Raw genomic sequence first — 19,735 nt, forward strand, 5'->3', positions numbered from 1 at the left:
GAATTGTGAAGCAAGTGATTAAAATTTCCAAAAACTTATTTATTCCAAGAAATAGAATTATTGCAATATTGCCTGTTTCTTCAACCGTTGCTAGGAGATTAAGGGGAATGAATAAAGTTGGTGGGAGAATTGTTAACATGACTTTTGGTGAAGAGTCAAAAACTATTTTGATTATGGATAGTGGTCATGTTTTTGTGATAGCTAAGACTTTAGAAGAGGTTGATGAGGCCTTGTGGAGTTAAAAAGAATATTATTTAGATACACACAGACAAATAGATACAGTATTACTGCACTTGTTGCATCTATCTATTCTTACACAAAAATTGTGAAAATGTATGAGATAAGGAATTTTGATGATATTTTTTCTTTTTCTAGAGAGGGGACAGTTGTCCTCTATTCTTTCATGAGTTTTGACCTTAAAAATGTAATATCCGAAGTGAGAATATTAAAAGAAAAGGGTTACATGGTTATTGCCGGAGGACCACATGCAACGGCAAATCCTACGCAACTTTTAGATATAGGTATTGATTACGTTTTTACAGGTGATGGTGAGGAAAATATAAGGAGATTTTTGGATGGTTTTTTCCCAAAAAATCGCATATTTGATGGTGTGAAAAATAGAGTTGATCTTTCAAAATATCCACCTTTTTGTCCGCAAAAGAATTTATATATGCCTATTGAAATAACACGTGGTTGTCCATTTTCATGTGGATATTGTCAAACTCCTAGACTTGCCGGGAAGATAGTTAGACATAGACCTGTGGAACAGATAGTGGAATATTCTAGACTTGGAGTGAAAAACGGCAGAAAAATTGCAAGGTTTATTTCACCAAATTCATTTGGATATGGTAGTAAAAATGGGGTAACGCCAAATGTGAAAGTAGTTGATGATCTTTTATACAATTTGAAAAAAATAGGTGTTGAAGAGATTTATTTTGGAACTTTTCCGTCAGATGTAAGACCTGAAAGTGTAAGTAGAGAGATCTTGAAAGTTATAAAAAAATATGTGAACAACAAGTATATTGTTATAGGAGCGCAGAGCGGAAGTGAAGATGTATTGAAAAGGATACGCAGAGGGCATAATTTAGATGAGATAGAACGTGCTTTAGATTTGTTAAAGGAATTTGGTTTTATACCAAGAGTAGATTTTATTTTTGGTTTCCCATTTGAAACCGAGAAAGATGTGGAAGAGACGTTTGTGTTTATAAAAAAAATAGTTAAGAAATACGATGCAAAGGTACATGCACATACTTTTATGCCTCTTCCGGGTACGCCACTTGCAAATGTAGGACCTGGAAGACTAACCAAAAAACATTATAAATTTCTCGGATTATTAACTTCACAGGGCTATCTTGATGGGTATTGGTTGAAACAAGAAGAACTTGCAAGGAGGGTTGCAAATGTTAATAGCAGCAGCCCAATTTGAACCTAAACCTGGAAAATTTGAATATAATTATTTAAAACATGTACAATTTATAGAAGAAGCCGGAAAATTGGGAATAAGATTGATATTGTTTCCGGAGTTATCTATTTCGGGATACACGTATGATAAAGATATCTTGCTTTCTTCTGTGAAATTTTTCAAAGAAAAAGAAGAAGAGTTAATATGGCTTTCTAGAAAGTACAATATAGCTATAGTAGGTGGCGTACCTCGAGTAGTACTTTCAGAAATTAGAAATTCTGTATTCGTTGTAAAAAAGAAAAAAGGTGTTTTATTTTACGATAAAACACATCTTTTTAGAAAAGAAAAAGATGTTTTTTATCCTGGGGAAAAGTTTTTGGTTTTTAAGTTTGATGGTGTAAGGTTTGGTATATTAATATGCTATGAAATAGGATTCCCTGAGATATCCAGGATTTTGACAATAAATGGTGCGCAAGTTTTACTTGTACCATTTGCTTTTGGAAGGGAGAGAAAACACATATATGATATTGCTACAAAGGCGCGAGCATTGGAAAACGGAGCATTTTTAGTAACGGCCTCTACATCTGGAAAGGGTTTAATGAACTTTATAGGTAGTTCAAGAATAGTAGGGCCAGATGGTAATGTAATTATTAGTGCAAGAAAAAAAGAACAGTTAATTTATCACGATGTGGACGTAAAAACTTTAGATTATTTTAGATTTGAAGAGAAAGGAATCTCACATGCGTACTTTTTAAATAGAAAAAAAGAACTATATAGGGGGTTAGCAAGATGAATCGCTTCCTTTATGGAATTTTGTTAAGTTCAGTCGCAGGTATGGCAACATCCCTCGGTGCAATTCCATTTTTGTTTTTTAGAAAAGGAGTAAATGAAAAATTTATAGACGCACTTTTGGGAATGGCAGCTGGTATAATGCTTGCTGCAAGTGCATTTAGCCTGGTTGCTCCATCAATAGAGTTAGGAGGTCTTTTGAGATTTGCATTTGGTTTTTTCTTAGGAGCAATTTTAGTTGATTTGATGGATAAGTATTCACCCCATGAACACTTTTTAAAAGGACATGAGGGAGCAGAATTAAAGAGGCTAAGCAAGATATGGCTTTTTGTAATTGCAATTACCATTCATAATTTGCCTGAAGGAATGGCAGTAGGTGTTAGTGCTTTTTCCGATCAAGCTTTAAATATTGCATTTGCGATAGGTGCTCAGAATATTCCTGAAGGAGCAGCAGTTGCTGCTGCACTTTTAAATGCTGGATATTCCATTAAAATTTCTTTTTTTGTTTCTTTTTTGACTGGTCTAGTTGAGATTTTTGGTGGGTTACTTGGGGCTGGTATTGTAAGTATTTCTCAGTCATTACTTCCATACATGATGGCTTTTGCTGGTGGAGCAATGATCTTTGTAATCAGTGATGAGGTTATACCTGAAACACATCTTAGGGGGAACGAAAGGTTATCTACCTATTTTTTGATTATTGGCTTCTTTTTAATGGCTGCGCTTGATGTAGCTTTGGGCTAAGGAGGAATAAAGATGTTAAGAATGGCATTAATAGGATGCGGAAGGATAGGAACAAAGAAACATATAGAGGCATTGATTCAAAACACGGATAGAATTGAAACAGTTGTACTTTGTGATATAGAAAGAGAAAGGGCAGAAAAGTGTGCAGAGATAATAGAAAAGAGGATAGGTAGAAAGCCTGAGGTTGAAAAAGACTATGTGAAAATCTTAAAAAGAGGAGATATAGATGCAGTTGCGATAGCAGCAGAGAGTGGAAAGCACTATGAAATAACGATGGAAGCATTAACAAATAACAAACATGTACTTGTTGAAAAGCCAATAGCACTATCCACAAAACATGCAAGTGAAATGATAGAGCTTTCGAAAGAAAAAAACTTAAAATTGGGTGTTTGTTTTCAAAACAGATTTAATCCTCCAATACAGGAACTAAGAAAAAAAATAGAAGAAGGGGCATTTGGAAAGATACACTATGGAGTTGCAACAATAAGGTGGAATAGGAATGAAGAATATTACAAACAAGCAAATTGGAGGGGAACATGGGCTCAAGATGGAGGTGCATTAATGAATCAATGCACACATAATATAGATTTGTTGCAGTGGATGTTAGGAGGAGAGATAGAGGAAGTATATGGAATAATTAAAAATTTTAATCATCCATATATAGAAGCAGAAGATTTTGGAGGAGCAATAGTAAAATTTAAAGACGGGAAAGTAGGAATAATAGAAGGTACGACAACGATATATCCAAAGAACTTACATGAAAAATTAGGGATATTTGGAGAAAAAGGAACAGTGGTGATAGGAGGACTTGCGGTAAACAGGATAGAAGAGTGGAGATTTAAGGGCGAAGAAGGACATCCTTTTATGAATTTGCCTGATCCAGATACGGTATATGGATTTGGACATGTACCGTTATACAAAGACTTTTACGAAGCAATAGAAAAAGATAGAAAACCATATATATCAGGAGAAGATGGGAAGAAGGCGGTAGAAATAGTACTTGCAATATATAAATCTGCTTTAGAAGGAAAACCTGTAAAGTTTCCTTTCAATTTTTCCACCAACGATATGAAGGGAGTAATATTAAAATGAAGAAAATGATTTACTTTGATTTGGATAATACTATTTTAGATTTTGATAAATCCGAGGAGTATGCTTTAAGAAAAGTGTTTGAACATATTGGTGTTTTGTATAAAAAAGAATATTTAGAAATTTATAGACCGATAAATGAAAAATGGTGGAGACTTTTTTCAGAGGGAAAATATGAGAAAGAAATTATAGTTGTTGAGAGATTTAGGGAATTTTTTGAAAATGTAGGTATATCTTTGAAGGATTATAATGAAATTGCAAAAATTTACCTTGAGGGTCTTTCAAATTCTGCATTTTTTATAGATGGTGCAGAGGAATTTTTGGGAAAGTTGAAAAAATTACAATTGAAAATGGCTGTTTTAACTAACGGTGTTGAATATGTGCAACAAAGACGTTCAAAACTTGCAAGGTTAGATAGATTTTTTGAATTTATTTTAACATCGGAAAAAGTCGGAAATCCAAAACCAAATCCGGATATTTTTTACTATGCACAAGAGCTTTCAAATGTACCTTTGAAAAATTCTATATATGTTGGTGACAATGTAGAGACGGATTTTGAAGGTGCAAAAAATGCAAATGTAGATTTTATCTTGTTTGACTATAAAGGTAGGTATAAGGAAGTAAATTGTAAAAAAGCTAAAGATTATGAGGAACTTTATTTAAAGCTCCTTGATTTTATCAGATAAATCAAAGAAAATTTTTACTAGTTTTGGATTAAATTTTTTCCCAGAATTTTCCTTTATATATTTAAATACTTTTTCTTTTGGCCATGCCTTTCTGTATATTCTGTCATTACTTAGTGCATCATAAACATCGGCTATGGATACAATTTGTGCTTCAATGGGAATCTCTGAATTTTTCAATCCTTTTGGATAGCCGCTTCCATCCCAATTTTCATGATGGTAAAGGGCTATATTTGCGGCAATTTTGAACAATGAATTTTCAACAGAATTTAAAATTTTGTACCCTATTTCAGTATGAGTTTTCATTATTTTCCATTCTTCATCTGAGAGTTTATTAGGTTTATTTAAAATTTTATCAGGGATGGCTATTTTTCCTATATCATGAAGCATAGAAGCAAGACTTACAGTTTCTATATGTTCTTTGTTATCAAATATTTTTTCTGATATGAGTTTTGTTATTGTACTAACTCTTTTAACATGTTCCCCGGTTTCCAGTGAGCGAGTTTCTGTTATTTCAGAAAGTATGTATATGAGTTGGTATAAAGAATTAATTCTTTCTTTATAGAGTATGTTGTTTTCAAGATCTAAAATTAATTTTTCAAAAGCAATGGTGAATAAGTCTCTGTTATCCATATTGTTTGAAAAGTTTATTGTATAACTTCTTTTATTTATTTTAAACAAAATTTTATTGTTGTCTTTCCAATATATTTTATTTTTTATATCTTTATCAGTTTCAGCCTTTGTTATAACGACCGAAGTATTCAAAGTATCCTCAAGAATCCTTTTTAAATCGTTTATAGACACAATTTTACTTGAATCTATAGTATCGAATTTTTCTAATAAATTTTTTTGAGAATATAACTTTTTTATTTCAGAGTATTCCCTAAGCCTTGCAATGACCATTGTAAAAAGACCATTGCTTGACAATTCACTTTTTTCTCTATAGTCATTGATGTTGTATTTTAATATGATATCACGTGGAGGAGCATATCCTGGTTGACCTGTTCTTATTACTATTCTCATAATTTGGTTATTTAAAGTTTCTCTAATGAATTTTACTAACTCAAGTCCAGAGTTTTCATTCTCCATTACTATATCAATTATTGAAAGAGAAACATCTTTTTCTTTTATTAATAACTCTTTTGCTTGTTTGGCAGAATAGGCACTTAGTAATTTTATACGTTTATTTTTAAATTTAATGTCTTTTAAGATTATTGATGTTAAAGCGTGAATATCCTCTTCATCATCGACAAGTAAAACTTTCCATTCATCCATTATTTCACCTCTACGGGAATAATTATTTTAAAAATAGTTCCTTTACCCTTTTTACTTTCAACATTAATAACACCTTTTAGTATTTCTGTCACAAGGTGGTACACAATGCTTAAGCCTAAACCACTTCCTTTTTCTTTGGTAGAATAAAAAGGTTCGAAAATTTTTCTTTGAATTTTTTCATCTATTCCCTTACCATTATCCTTTATGGTTATTTCTAATTTTTTAGATGGGATTATATGTGCGGAAATGGTAATAATATTGTTATTTTTTTTGTCAAAGGCATGAAAGATTGCATTGTCTATTAGATTAATCAAAATTTGTGAGATTGCTCCTGGATTTGAATATACAGACACATCATCTATATCTTTGATTATCTTTATATTTTTTTCTTTTAATTTTGGTGAGATAGTTGTGATTATATCATCTACAAACTCTTTTATATTAATTTTAGACTTTTCATTTGTTATTTCGTAAAATGTTGTTTTTTTTAGACTCTTTATTAAATTTGATATTTTTTGGGAGTTTTTAATAATTATTTTTACAAGTTCTTTTAGATCATCATCATTTATTCTATTTTTAATTTCAGTTGCTGCAGAATATATAATACCAATTGGAGTGTTTATATCATGGGCTATGCTTACCATTAATTTTCCAATAGCCGCCATTTTCTCTGAAGTGACAAGAGATTGCTGTGTTCTTTCAAGTTCTTTTAAATTTTCTTCAAGTTCTTCATTGGTTTCAAGTAACTCTTCATTTGTTTCAAATAATTTTTCGTTTATGTTTACATTTTTCAATAGTAGTAAAGCTATGATATAAAAGAGTGCAGATATAAATATTAAATATGCAGAGGTAAATATAACTTTTTTATAGGATACATAAAATATTACATTTCCTATAAAGATATTTTCAAAATAAATAGGAAATGAGTAATTACGATAAATTACTGGTAGATTTTTTACTTTTTTAATTAATTTATTGCCGTTAAAATTAAATATTTCAACGCCAAGTATTTCACTGTCATTTGTGATTAGTTTTAGCGTTCTTTCCAGCTCTTCATTATCTAAAAGCCAAAGAGGATATTCAATGGATTTTGTGTAAATTTTTAGTTTTTCATTAATTTGATTTTTCCAAAAAGAGAAATATAAAAATATTGTAATAACAGTGATTAAAACAACCAAAAATGTCAAAGATTTTTTATTTACCATTTTTATCCTCCTGGAATATTAAATTGTATTTTTGATATATTTTTTCATATGTACCATCTTTTCTAAATTTTAAAAGGACACCTGAAATTTTTTCTGATAAGAATTTTCCTAAGTAACTTTTTGAGAAACCTACGTAATATTTAAAGTAATCTATTGGAATGGAATATTCAACATCTATATTTAATTCTTTTGCGTAAAACAAACCAACGTACAAATTTGAAACAAATAAGTCTATTCTCTTTTTTGAAAGCAGCAACATACCGTTAAAATCATTATCAACAGAAACTAATTTGTATCCCATTTTGAATATTTTTTCATTGTAGGCGTATCCTTTAACATAACCGAGTATTTTTTTTTCTTTATTATTTTTTATTGAAAAAATAACATCTATACCATAGCTAATAGGAATTTTCGTGAAATATATATATTTACTTCTTTCTTCTGTGTTGCGTAATGTTAAAGTTCCGTCTATTGCTTTTGATTTTATTAAATTAAGACATCTTTGCCAGGGATATTTTTTTGTTACTAGTTTAAATCCTAAGTTTTCGAGAGAAACTTTGAGTAACTCATAGTCGATACCTTTCCATTCACCATTTTCTTTGTATTCGTACGGTGGCCAGTCAATTAGAGCAAAATATACATTATTTCCAGGTGAAAAACCTGAAAAATCTTTGAATATATTGTTATATTCATGGGAATTGTATAATTCTTTTATAGCGTTGTTAATTATGTTTACTATTTGATTATCAACATTTTTTGAAAATGCTATGTATTGTCTGTATCTTTCAGATTCAAATGGGATGATTTTTAGAGGATAAATTTTTGTATAATAATTTAAAATTCCGCCGTTGTATGCGACATAGTCTATTTCTTCGTTTAATAGATCCTTTATTGCAAGTTGGATATTTTCATAAGATTTAATAGCTAAATTAGGAAAGATATTTTGGAATAAAGTTTTCGTTTTTGATGAATTTATTAGTCCTATTTTTTTATTTTTTTCCGTTAGTGTTTTTTCTTTTTTTGAAATTATTAAAAGCTTTGTATTCCAGAGTGGGAAAGTTGTAAATTTGAATTTTTTGATTCTTTCTTGTGTTTTGGAAAGCCCTACAAATATTTGAATTTCGTTATTTTCAAGTGAGGAGAGAATTTCAGAAAGAGATTTGGGTGCGTTTGATTTAAATTCGATTTCAATGTTGTAGTTTGAAAGCTTTTTGTTGAGTATTTCTATAATTTTACAACTTATACCATTAAGATTTCCATCTTTATCTAAAAACTTTGCAATAGTATCTTGAGGATATGTGTAAAGAGTTATGGAATAAAAGATAGTATAAATCAGAAGAAATACAACGATTAATTTTTTCATTAACTCACCCCTATAATAATATTCTACCACAAATTTTGTGATATGATAAAGGTTTGATAGGAAGTGAGGTGAGAACAGAAAATTTAAATGTACTTATAAAATAAACGGGAGATTGTGTTCTCCCGTTTTAATCTTTGTAAACTATTTTTCCTTCTATGAAGACCATTTCTGCTTTTGCTTTGAAATCAAAAGGATGGGTATTCCAAACTACAATATCTGCATCTTTTCCAACTTCAAGTGAACCTACCTTGTTATCTATTTTTAATATTTTGGCAGGGTTAATGGTTAGCATTTTTAAAAGATCTTCTTCTTTGGCACCGTATCTTAATGCAGTAGCTGCTTGAATATTGGTGTGTTCTAAATGTATTACTGGATGGTCACACATTAAAGCAGCAAGAATTCCATGTTCATTGATAATATTTATGGCTTCATATGTTAAATCTGTGAGTTCTAATTTTGTTCTAAATCCAAATAAAGGTCCAAGTACAACTGGGATTTTCTTTTGCTTTAAAAATTTTGCAATTTTATATCCTTCTGTTGCGTGTTCAATAACAATGTCAAAATTAAATTCTTCAGCTATACGTATTGCAGTAACAATGTCATCTGCTCTGTGTGCATGACATCTTGCTGGAATTTCTTTTTTTAATACTTTTACTCCCACTTCCAATTTAAAATCTATTGGGGTCTTTGGGTCTTCCTCCCTTTTTTTCATATAATCTTTTACTTTCGAAAAATATTCTCTAATAATTGCTGCAACACCTAGTCTTGTTGTTGGCATTTTGTTTTTTGAACCGTATACTCTTTTTGGATTTTCGCCAAATGCCATCTTTAATCCCGCAGGTTGTCTTACAATCATTTCATCTACAATGTCAGATTTGAACTTTAATATAAAACCCTGCCCCCCTATAGGATTTGCGCTTCCTGGGACTACCATTACCGTTGTAACGCCCCCTGAAAGAGCCCGCTTTATAGCACTGTCACCTGGATAGAAAGCATCTAATGCTCTAGCATGAGGAGTTAAAGGATCTGAATATTCATTACCATCTTGATAATAAAATTCTCCAACACCTTCTTCAAATACTCCAATATGAGAATGTGCGTCAATAAACCCAGGGAAGATGTATTTTCCACTTACATCAATAACTTCTGTGCCTTTTACTTCAAGGTTTTCGCCAATTTCTTTTATAACTCCATCTTCAATTAGAATATCCCCTTTAAATGGTTTCTTTGTTATAGGATAAATTGAGCCATTTTTTAATAATACCATATTTCTCACCTCCGATAATTATTATACCATATTGTTCGGTATCCAAACAAATATCCCCCTCTTTAAAGAGGGGGATATTTGTTTACGCCATTTTTTCTTTATCTTTAGTAGCCATTCGAGGTGTTTCTTCAATTTGTATATTTGCGAACATGTCCAACCCAGTTCCTGCAGGTATTAGTTGTCCTACAATTACGTTTTCTTTTAGACCTAGTAATAGATCTTCTGAACCTTCAATAGCTGCTTCAGTTAAGACTTGAGGTGTTTGTTGGAAACTTGCTGCACTTAACCATCCAACTCTTTCAAGTGATGCTTTTGTTATTCTAAGTAATTTTCTCTTGTATTTTATAGGTTCTTTTGGTAATATTTGATAATTTATTACTTCGCCTTCGCCGTTTTGAACAATGATTTCTTTTATTCCCAACTTTATAGCTTTTTCAAGTATTTCCTCGGTGACTTCTGCTCCTTCTGGAGCAATTTCAACTATCTGACCATTCTCATCTTCAGCTATTAGGTGTTGATGTAATATCTTTCCTATTACCCGTTTTCTGTTTGTTTCCACATGTGTATTTCCTTCGAGTAATTCTCTATTTATTCTTTTTACAGTTTGAAGTCTTAAAAGATCCCCAGGTAAGTAATCTGTATCACCTGGATCAACAACCTCAACTTTGTCGAGCATTTGTTTTATTATAATCTCAAAATGTTTATCGTGAATATCCACACCTTGTTCGACGTAGACCTTTTTAATCTCTTTTAGCAAGTAAAGAGCTGTTGCATCAACGTCAAGTGTTTCAAGTATCTTCCTAGGTCTAATTGCGCCTGTAGATAAAGATTGTCCTGGAAGTACTTTTTGACCTTTGTTTACTGCTACTTTTACCTTTGTTGGAATTTCGTATTCGTGGATATCTCCCGCTTCATCTTCAAGATAGATTTTTTTCTTACCAGTTTCGTCTTCAACGATATCTTTTACATAACCTTTTACTTTTGAGAATACACCTTCTGGTTCTTTTAGTTTCTTCCTAGCTTCGAATAGTTCTTCTGCTCTCGGAAGACCTTGTGTAATGTCTGCAGTAGTGGCAATACCACCTGTGTGGAATGTTCTCATTGTAAGCTGTGTGCCTGGCTCTCCTATTGATTGTGCAGCTACTACACCTACTGATTCACCAACTCCTATTATTTTGTGATTTGAAAGGTCCATACCGTAACATTTTGAACATACGCCATGTTCTGATTCACAGGTTAATACAGATCTTACAATTATTTCAGGTCTTACCAATACGGATTTCACGTTGTTTTCTTCTAATATTTTTGCGGTTGTTGGCATTATTAATTCTTCATCAACTATTAATTGTTTCATGTCTTTTTGATTTACAATTGTTTCAACTGAAACTTTTCCAACAATTGGATACTCTTTAACTTTTAAACTTGTTATGCCAGCATTTCTTGCTTTTCTTATGATATCCCAGTTTACTTCTGTTCCGGCATCGTAATGTATGTCTTCATATATGAAATCATCTATTAGTTCACAGTAGTTTTCAGGAAGTTCTGGATTTTCAATATTAAGTACTACTTCTCTTGATACAGGAATTCTTACCGAGTAGTTTCCTAAGAATTTTGCATCATCATCGTCTATCATAGTATTTCTTGTGTACTGTTTACCATTTTCAGGATTTGTAAGTATGTTATTTGTCTTTGGATCAAATACATCTTTTGCAAGAACTCTTCCAAATAGGAAGTTTTCTAGCTTTTCAACTGTTAATCCATCACTGCTTTTTAGAACAGTTGCTCTTATACCATTTTGTGTACCACAATCTGTAGTAGTTACAACAACTGATTGAGCAACATCGACAAGTCTTCGTGTAAGGTATCCTGCAGAACTTGTCCTTAGTGCTGTATCAGCTGAGCCTTTTCTAGCACCATGGGTACTGATAAAGAATTCTAGCACAGAAAGGCCTTCTCTAAAGTTTGAGATAATTGGAATCTCAATAGTTCTTCCAGATGGATCAGCCATAAGACCGCGCATACCTGCAAGTTGTTTGAGTTGGTCCTTGTTACCTCTTGCACCTGAATCTACCATTATGTATACTGGGTTAAATGGATCCTTTCCTATATATTTGAATGTAGCTTCTTGGACTTTTTCTGTCGCATCTGCCCATATTTTTATTGTTTCTCTATATTTTTCTTCATCTGATAGGAATCCTAGAGCAAATAGTTCTTCAACTTCAGAGATTTTCTTTTTAGCATTTTCAATTATTTCTTTTCTTTCAGGTGAAATGTAAAAATCAGTTATACTTACCGTAAGTCCAGAAATTGTTGCATAGTGAAATCCTAAATCTTTTATATCATCTAATAGGTCTGCTGTTCTATCAACTCCATATTTTTTGAATGTTTTATAAACCAAATCTTTAATAGCACCTTTTCCATATGTTTTGTTATAATCTCTAAATTCCTTTGGAACAATATTTGTAAATACAAGCCTTCCATATGTGGTTTTAATAACTTTATTATCAACTTTAACAAGTATAGGATCGTGGAGATTGATATAACCAAATTCATATGCAAGTTCTGCATCATCTATAGAAGAGAATTTCCATTTTATATTTTCCTTTTCAATTTCATCAAAATTTTTGTCAACCATTGTTAAATAATAGACACCTGCTACAATATCTTTTCCAGGCATGGAGATAGGTTTGCCGTGTGCCGGGGAAATTATATTGTACCTTGAGAGCATCAAGAATTTTGCTTCAGCTTGTGCAGCAGCGGATAGAGGTACATGAACTGCCATCTGGTCGCCGTCAAAGTCTGCATTGAATGGCGGACAAACAAGAGGATGCAACTGGATTGCGTTACCTTCGATTAGTTTAGGTTCAAATGCTTGTAATGACATTCTGTGTAATGTAGGTGCCCTGTTGAGAAGTACCGGATGCCCTTTGATTATTTCTTCTAGTACTTCATATGCTTGAGGCATTTCTTTTTCAATTATTGCCTTTTTCATTTTTCTTGCTGTTTTGCTTGTTTCATCATCTTTGTTTAAAAGTTCTGCCAAGACAAATGGTTTGAAAAGTTCCATAGCCATTTTCTTTGGAAGACCACATTCGTGAATTTTTAGGTGTGGACCTACAACGATAACGGCACGTCCAGAATAATCTACACGTTTACCTAGAAGGTTTCTTCTAAATCTTCCTTTTTTACCTTTTAAAAGGTCAGTAAGTGATTTTAGAGGTCTTCCGTTTCTATCTGTAACTGCTTTACCCATTCTACCGTTGTATATAAGACTATCTACAGCTTCTTGGAGCATTCTTTTTTCATTTTTGACTATGATTTCCGGTGAATTCATTTCGTATAATTTTTTTAACCTGTTGTTTCTGTTAATAACTCTTCTGTAAAGGTCATTTAAATCAGTAGTAGCAAATCTCCCACCTTCAACTTGTATCATAGGTCTAATATCAGGTGGTACCACAGGAATTGCTTCCAAAACCATCCATTCAGGTTTTGTTTCGCTTTTTAATAAATCTTTTACTATTTTTAATCTCTTTAGAAGTTTTTTGGCTTTACCGCTACTTTTAGAAAGCCTCTTTAATTCTGCTTCTATTTCCGCTTTTAATTTTTCAAGATCTAAATTTTGGAGAAGTTTCTTTATTGCAGCTGCTCCAGATTCGGCTTCTATCTTTTCTCCATAAAGCGTTTTATATGCGCTGTATTGGTGATCCGTTATTATATCTCCGACTTTTAAATTAGTTTCAACCGAAACATCATCATCTATTTTTGTAATTACGACTATGGGTCTATCATTTTCCACTTCTGATTCTGCGGTAAACATAGCAGGATAATGTTGTTCAAATATTTTATATTCTTCAAGTGTTAGATATTCATCTTCAAATAAAAACCTATCTGCGATTGTTTGACCTTCTGAAACTTCATCACCATCTTTTACGTAAACAAAGGCACCTTCAAACAAAGGATAATGTTTTTCTTCTACAATATTTTCAACATATACATTTCCGCTTGTTAATACTTCATATTTCCCATTTTCAAGAGGCCTAATGTTAAGTTCTTTTCCAAAGCTTATTGTCCCACTTACAGATGCAATAACAGCAGGCAAAACTGTTCCATTTGTTAATTGGTCTCCTTTTTTTACTTTACTACTGTTTGAAATTAAGGGTTTTACGCCATATGGCAAAGAAAAGGTAACAGGCATATCTTTACTTGTAGTAAGAGGTCTAACAGTTATAGTATTTGAAATTTCATCTATCTCAATTGTCCCATCAAAAGGGGCATATATTGGGTCAACTTGCATTTCAGAAACAATTTCATCACCTTGATTTACGTAATCACCGTTTTTCACATTTAAAACCATTCCAGTATACACTCTGTGCTCTGCTCTTGAAATTTTTCTTATATCAATCCAGGTGATTTCTCTATCTGTATGAGTTTTTTCGTGTCTTATTTTTACTTCACCTGATATATCCGATATAACTGGGGTAGTAGGGGACTTAATGATAACTCCAGGCATTACCTCGAAATCTAACTTTTGACTGTAAACTTCATACTCTGTTTGGTAGAGAAGCGACCCTTTGATGAAATCTGTATCTTTGGGATCAGTAACGATTAATATCTTTTCAATTATTCTTTTACCACCATAATATATGACGTTTTCAAGTTCTTTCGCTTGAATATCAAGCAACGCTGATAGTATACTTGGACTACTTTTTAAGTACCATACATGAACTACTGGGGCAGACAAATCAATATGTCCCATTCTTTTTCTTCTTGCTTCTTTTGATTCGACCCTTACTCCACATCTTTCACACACGGTACCTTCGTATTTTTTTCCTTTATATTTACCACATGCACATTCGTAATCTTTTGTTGGACCAAATATTTTTTCACAAAATAAACCATCTTTTTCCGGTTTGAATGTTCTATAGTTTATAGTTTCGGGCTTTTTAACTTCACCACTTGACCAACTTCTTATAACTTCTGGTGAAGCAACTTTAACGGTAACTTTAGCGATTTTTCTCTTAAAAGTTGAACCCATTTTTTTCCCTCCTTATGGGGCATTATAACTTTTCAATATCTATCTCATTACCTTCTTCATCGTATACTCTAACATCTAGAGCGATTCCCCTTAGTTCTCTTATAAGCACTTTGAAACTTTCAGGAAGACCAGGTTCTGGTATATTGTTCCCTTTCATTATTGCTTTGTATACTTCATTTCTTCCCCTGATATCGTCACTTTTTACCGTTAACATTTCGTTTAGAGTGTGTGCAGCACCATATGCTTCTAATGCCCACACTTCCATTTCACCAAATCTTTGACCGCCAAATTGTGCCTTACCGCCAAGTGGTTGTTGGTGAATAAGTGAGTATGGACCTGTGGATCTTGCATGTATTTTATCCCTTGCTATGTGAATGAGCTTCATTACATACATGTAACCTACCAAGATAGGATGATCAAATTCTTTTCCAGTTCTACCATCGCGCAAAATTACTTTTCCAGACGGATTTTTTTCATTATCACCTGCTTCAAGTCCCATTTTTTTTCTTGCTTTATATAGCTCAGGTAAGATATCTTTTTCTTTTGCACCATCAAATACGGGAGTTGCAAACCATCTATTTGTTAGAACTGCTAACCATCCAAGACTTGTTTCTAGTATTTGTCCAACATTCATACGTGATGGAACACCAAGAGGACTTAATACTACTTGTACAGGTGTACCATCTGGTAAGAATGGCATATCCTCTTTTGGCAATATCTTTGAAACGACACCTTTGTTACCATGTCTTCCTGCTAATTTATCACCGACTTCAAGGGGTTTCCTGATTGCAACATATACTCTTATTAATTTGTTAACACCTGGGCCTAAATCTCCATCTTTTTCCTTATCAAAAACGTGAACAGCAATTACCCTTCCTTCTATTCCATGTGGAACCCTTAACGAAGTATCTTTTACTTCTTTACCTTTTTCTCCAAAAACTGATCTTATTATTTTTTCTTCTGGGGTTGTATCACTTTCACTTTTTGGTGTTACTTTACCAACTAAAATATCTGTTTCCTGTACGTATGCGCCTATTCTGACAATACCATCTTCATCCAAATTTCTTAGTTTTTCCTTACTAACATTGGGAATATCAGGTGTTATTTCTTCAGGACCAAGTCTTGTATCTCTTGCTGTTGTTTCATACACTTCAATATGTATGGAAGTATACGTTTCTTTTTCTAAAAGTTCTTCGCTTATTAAAATAGCATCTTCAAAGTTGTAACCTTCCCAAGGTACAAAAGCCACAAGTACGTTTTTTCCAAGGGCTAATTCTCCCATATCTGTTGCAGGACCATCTGCTATTGGTTCGTCTTTTTTGACAAACTCTCCAACATTAACTATAGGTCTTTGATTAATACAAGTATCTTGGTTCGTTCTTGTGAATTTCATGAGTTCGTATATATCAAGAATTGGATTTCCCATAGAATCGTACATTTCTTTTCCATTTTTATCTATTCTGTGTATAATTATCTTTCTTGCATCTACTTTTTTAACTATTCCATCGTGTTTTGCAAGGATAAGAGTACCAGAATACTTTGCAGCGTTCCATTCCATTCCTGTACCTACTCTAGGTGCTTCAGTTTCAATCAATGGAACACCTTGTCTTTGCATGTTAGACCCCATTAACGCTCTGTTCGCGTCGTCGTGTTCTAGGAATGGAATTAAAGAAGTGGAAACACTAACGATCTGGTTAGGAGCAACATCTAAAAATTGTACGTTGTTTTTATTCACGTAAAGTACTTTTTCTTCGTATCTTACAGTAACATTTTCTGGAATGATATTTCCATTTTCATCAACAGGAGTTGTTGAAGGTGCTATTTTGTAATTTTCTTCTTCATCTGCTGTTAAATAGACTACCTCATTAGTAACTTTACCTTTTACTACTTTAACGTAAGGTGTTATCAAAAATCCGTATTTATCTATTGAAGAGTAGACTGATAAAGAGGTAATAAGACCTATGTTTGCACCTTCAGGTGTTTCAATAGGACACATTCTTCCATAATGGGAATGGTGGACGTCACGTACTTCGAATCTTGCGCGTTCTCTTTTTAAACCTCCAGGTCCAACGGCAGTTAACCTTCTTTTGTGTGTTAATTCTGCAAGTGGATTAGTTTGATCCATAAATTGTGAAAGTGGATTTGTTGCAAAAAATGAATTTATCGTTGCAATAATTGATTTAACGTTAATTAAGCTTTGTACTGAAATTTTATCAAGTGATGTATATGTTGCAAGTTTTTCTTGAATCATGAAAACAGCTTTTGAAAATGCCCTTTCAAATTCGATTCTTATAAGTTCACCAACGGTTCTTACTCTTTTGTTTCCTAGATGATCTTTTGTATCCATAGTTCCAGGGTGTTTGTCTATTTCTATTAAATTTCTTGATGCGAGCACGATGTCCATTGGAGTTAAAACGTTTGAAGTTTCTGTATACTTAGTATTTTCAACTTCTTCGGATTTTTTTCCTTCGACATCTATCAAGTATTTTCTATAAGCTTCTTCGAGTCTGTTATTCATTTTGAATCTTCCGACTTCTGAAAGTTCAAACCTTTCTTCGTTGAAATAAAGGTTTTTTAAGAATATTTTTGCGGCATTTATTCTTGGAAGTTCACCAGGTCTTAATTTTCTGAAGATTTCTATATATGCTCTATTTTCTTCTACATTTTCTCCATACATATGTTTTAATTTTTCTAAAGTATTTACCGCATATCTGTGAGCAACTTTAATCTTTTCGATATTTGAATTGGAAAGTTTTTCAATAAGTCCTTGTGTAATAACATCTCCACGTTTTGCCAATATTTCGCCGTTTTTCATTTTAACATCTTCAAGTATTACAAGTCCTTCTGAATGTAATAAAGTATATTCGTCTTCAACATCGATCCAATGTGGGAACAACGATAGTAATTCCAAGTCATCTCCATATCCAAGTGCTTTTAGGAGTAAAAATAAATTTATCCTTCTTTTTCTATCAATTCTTGCGTAGAATACCTCATCGTTTAAATTGAGTAATATTTCAAGCCAAGCACCTCTTACTGGTAAAAAGTGGGCAACGTATATAGGTCTTGTCCCAGAAGTTTTTTTGGCTTCTTCCACAAAATAAATTCCAGGGCTTCTTACTAATTGATTTACAACTACCCTCTCTGCTCCGTTGATTATGAAGGTAGTTCTTGGAGTCATGTAAGGAATATAGCCAAGAAATGCTTCTTCTTCAATCATTTCGTTAGTACTGTTATCAGTTATACGAACTGTTGTATAAACCGGAACAGTATAAGTTAATAGTCGTTCTTTACATTCTTGAACAGTGTTTTGAGGTTCTCCGATTCTTACAGAGATAAATTCCAGGGAGAATCCCTTTTCTTTTCTTAGATCGGATTTTGATGAAGTTATGGGTGAGAATTTTTTGAGAACCTTAAGTATCCCATTCTCGAGGAAATCTTGGTAAGATTTTGTCTGTATTTCCACGAGGTTGGGAACTGGGATAGGTGCTTGGACCCTACCAAATGAATAGCGGGTCCTTTTTCCACTTTTAATTTCTTTCATCCTATCACCTCAGTTAGAAAAATTTAGGGGGGTAAAATTACACCAATTATATATTAAAACACAAAAAAACCCCCTACACAATACTGTGTACGGGGTTGATACAAAATCTTTTCTTTTTAGAAACTTATGTTACTATTATTTAAGTTCTACTTCTGCTCCAGCTTCTTCAAGTTTTTTCTTGATTTCTTCTGCTTCGTCTTTGTTAATGCCTTGTTTAATAACAGCATCAGGTGTGCCTGCTTTTTCAACTAATTCTTTTGCTTCTTTAAGTCCAAGACCTGTGATTTCTCTTACTACTTTTATAACGTTAATCTTCTTTGCACCGAAGCTCTTGAGTACTACATCAAATTCTGTTTTTTCTTCTGCTGCTGCACCTCCACCTGCAGCTGCACCTGCGACTGGCATTGCCATTACTGGTGCGGAAGCACTTACACCGAATTTGTCTTCTAACATCTTTACAAGTTCTGCAAGTTCTGCAACTGTTAATTGTTCAATTTCATTTACAATTTGTTCTAATTTTTCCATGAATAAACACCTCCTGAATTATTCTGATTTTTTATCCTTAATAGCATTAAGAGCATAAAGTAAGCTTTTAAGAGCGCCTGAAAGTACGTTAACAAATCCTCTAATTGGTCCTTGTACTCCACTAACAACCATTGCAAGAAGCTGTTCCTTGGATGGAAGTTTGGAAAGATTTTCCACTTCGTCTGCTCCGAAGAATTTACCATCTAAATAAAGACCTTTAAAGGATGGGAGTCCTTTCATTTCTTTTGAAAAATCGTAGATAATCTTGATAGCTTCTATTGGGTCACCATCTTCAACGTATAGTATTGCAAGTGGTCCCGAAAAAACGTCTTCGATTTCCTCTACGTTGTATCCAGCCTTTTTTAATGCAAGATACGCAACACTATTCTTGATAACTCTGTACCTTGCGCCATCTGCTAATTTTTCTCTTAAATTTCTTCTTAGTTTTGTAATTTGCTCAACGTTTAATCCTTTATAATCTGAAAAAAGGATTAGCGAGGATTTTTCAAATACATCGCTTAATTCTTCAACAAGTTGCTCTTTTTGTTTTCTTGTCAGCAATTCTGTCACCTCCTAAAAAAAATAAACGACCTCGGGTACCTCCGAGGCAAAAAACAAGGAAGAAACTCTTCCTCTTCTGCCTCGGGCAGGCGGCACAAGCCATTATCTAACCTACCGTCTTCAGCATCGCCTAAATTTTATCATATATTTTTCTTTTTACAAGTATATATTGTGTAAACAATATGTAAAAATAAAGTGGGCATTTTGCCCACTTTATTTTTAAACTAACTATTATCTTAACAATTGCAATACATTTTGT

14 protein-coding genes are annotated in these 19,735 nt (G+C 32.8%); 6 read left to right on the plus strand and 8 right to left on the minus strand.

Features of this window, described 5'->3' with window-relative positions; genetic code table 11:
* Nucleotides 1–5 precede the first annotated feature (5 nt).
* Genes XJ44_RS05975 through XJ44_RS06000 form a run of 6 tightly spaced genes read left to right on the plus strand, consistent with a single transcriptional unit; the run spans nucleotide 6 to nucleotide 4,707 of the window.
* Nucleotides 6–242: a DUF370 domain-containing protein gene (locus XJ44_RS05975; protein ID WP_083638869.1), complete on the plus strand. Its 237-nt coding sequence runs from the start codon at nucleotides 6–8 to the stop codon at nucleotides 240–242.
* The gene (locus tag XJ44_RS05980) at nucleotides 233–1,426 is read left to right on the plus strand and encodes a TIGR04013 family B12-binding domain/radical SAM domain-containing protein (protein WP_084758775.1); all 1,194 of its coding nucleotides are present in this window, start codon (nucleotides 233–235) and stop codon (nucleotides 1,424–1,426) included. The genes XJ44_RS05975 and XJ44_RS05980 overlap by 10 nt, the downstream gene beginning before the upstream one ends.
* On the plus strand, nucleotides 1,401–2,195 hold the full coding sequence (locus XJ44_RS05985; RefSeq protein WP_077198387.1) for a carbon-nitrogen hydrolase family protein: 795 nt from the start codon (nucleotides 1,401–1,403) through the stop codon (nucleotides 2,193–2,195). The genes XJ44_RS05980 and XJ44_RS05985 overlap by 26 nt, the downstream gene beginning before the upstream one ends.
* A complete protein-coding gene (locus tag XJ44_RS05990; protein WP_075666084.1) occupies nucleotides 2,192–2,932 on the plus strand; it encodes a ZIP family metal transporter in 741 nt (246 codons plus the stop codon). Before XJ44_RS05985 ends, XJ44_RS05990 begins: the two co-directional genes overlap by 4 nt.
* A 12-nt stretch (nucleotides 2,933–2,944) precedes the next feature.
* Nucleotides 2,945–4,024 (plus strand): Gfo/Idh/MocA family protein, encoded by a 1,080-nt coding sequence (locus XJ44_RS05995; RefSeq protein WP_077198388.1) that lies wholly within the window; start codon nucleotides 2,945–2,947, stop codon nucleotides 4,022–4,024.
* Entirely contained in the window at nucleotides 4,021–4,707 is a 687-nt protein-coding gene (locus XJ44_RS06000; protein WP_075666086.1) for a YjjG family noncanonical pyrimidine nucleotidase, read from the plus strand. The genes XJ44_RS05995 and XJ44_RS06000 overlap by 4 nt, the downstream gene beginning before the upstream one ends.
* Here the strand turns inward: XJ44_RS06000 and XJ44_RS06005 are convergent.
* From XJ44_RS06005 to rplJ, 8 genes are all read right to left on the minus strand, one after another.
* Nucleotides 4,681–5,979 (minus strand): HD domain-containing phosphohydrolase, encoded by a 1,299-nt coding sequence (locus XJ44_RS06005; protein ID WP_077198389.1) that lies wholly within the window; start codon nucleotides 5,977–5,979, stop codon nucleotides 4,681–4,683. The genes XJ44_RS06000 and XJ44_RS06005 overlap by 27 nt on opposite strands.
* Nucleotides 5,979–7,184 carry a sensor histidine kinase gene (locus XJ44_RS06010; protein ID WP_084758776.1) on the minus strand — a complete coding sequence of 402 codons (1,206 nt, stop codon included), beginning with the start codon at nucleotides 7,182–7,184 and terminating at the stop codon, nucleotides 5,979–5,981. Before XJ44_RS06010 ends, XJ44_RS06005 begins: the two co-directional genes overlap by 1 nt.
* Nucleotides 7,174–8,547: a substrate-binding periplasmic protein gene (locus XJ44_RS06015; RefSeq protein WP_077198390.1), complete on the minus strand. Its 1,374-nt coding sequence runs from the start codon at nucleotides 8,545–8,547 to the stop codon at nucleotides 7,174–7,176. The genes XJ44_RS06010 and XJ44_RS06015 overlap by 11 nt, the downstream gene beginning before the upstream one ends.
* A gap of 127 nt (nucleotides 8,548–8,674) precedes the next feature.
* Nucleotides 8,675–9,814, minus strand: a complete 1,140-nt coding sequence (locus tag XJ44_RS06020; RefSeq protein ID WP_077198391.1) for an amidohydrolase — start codon at nucleotides 9,812–9,814, stop codon at nucleotides 8,675–8,677.
* Between the two features lie 82 nt (nucleotides 9,815–9,896).
* The gene (locus XJ44_RS06025) at nucleotides 9,897–14,849 is read right to left on the minus strand and encodes a DNA-directed RNA polymerase subunit beta' (RefSeq protein ID WP_077198392.1); all 4,953 of its coding nucleotides are present in this window, start codon (nucleotides 14,847–14,849) and stop codon (nucleotides 9,897–9,899) included.
* A gap of 22 nt (nucleotides 14,850–14,871) precedes the next feature.
* Entirely contained in the window at nucleotides 14,872–18,390 is a 3,519-nt protein-coding gene (rpoB, locus tag XJ44_RS06030) for a DNA-directed RNA polymerase subunit beta (RefSeq protein WP_077198393.1), read from the minus strand.
* A gap of 135 nt (nucleotides 18,391–18,525) precedes the next feature.
* Complete coding sequence (rplL, locus tag XJ44_RS06035) at nucleotides 18,526–18,915, minus strand: 50S ribosomal protein L7/L12 (RefSeq protein WP_077198394.1); 390 nt, start codon at nucleotides 18,913–18,915, stop codon at nucleotides 18,526–18,528.
* Between the two features lie 18 nt (nucleotides 18,916–18,933).
* Entirely contained in the window at nucleotides 18,934–19,476 is a 543-nt protein-coding gene (gene rplJ, locus XJ44_RS06040; protein WP_077198395.1) for a 50S ribosomal protein L10, read from the minus strand.
* Nucleotides 19,477–19,735 lie beyond the last annotated feature (259 nt).

It is taken from the genome of Thermosipho affectus (assembly GCF_001990485.1).
Taxonomy (GTDB): domain Bacteria; phylum Thermotogota; class Thermotogae; order Thermotogales; family Fervidobacteriaceae; genus Thermosipho; species Thermosipho affectus.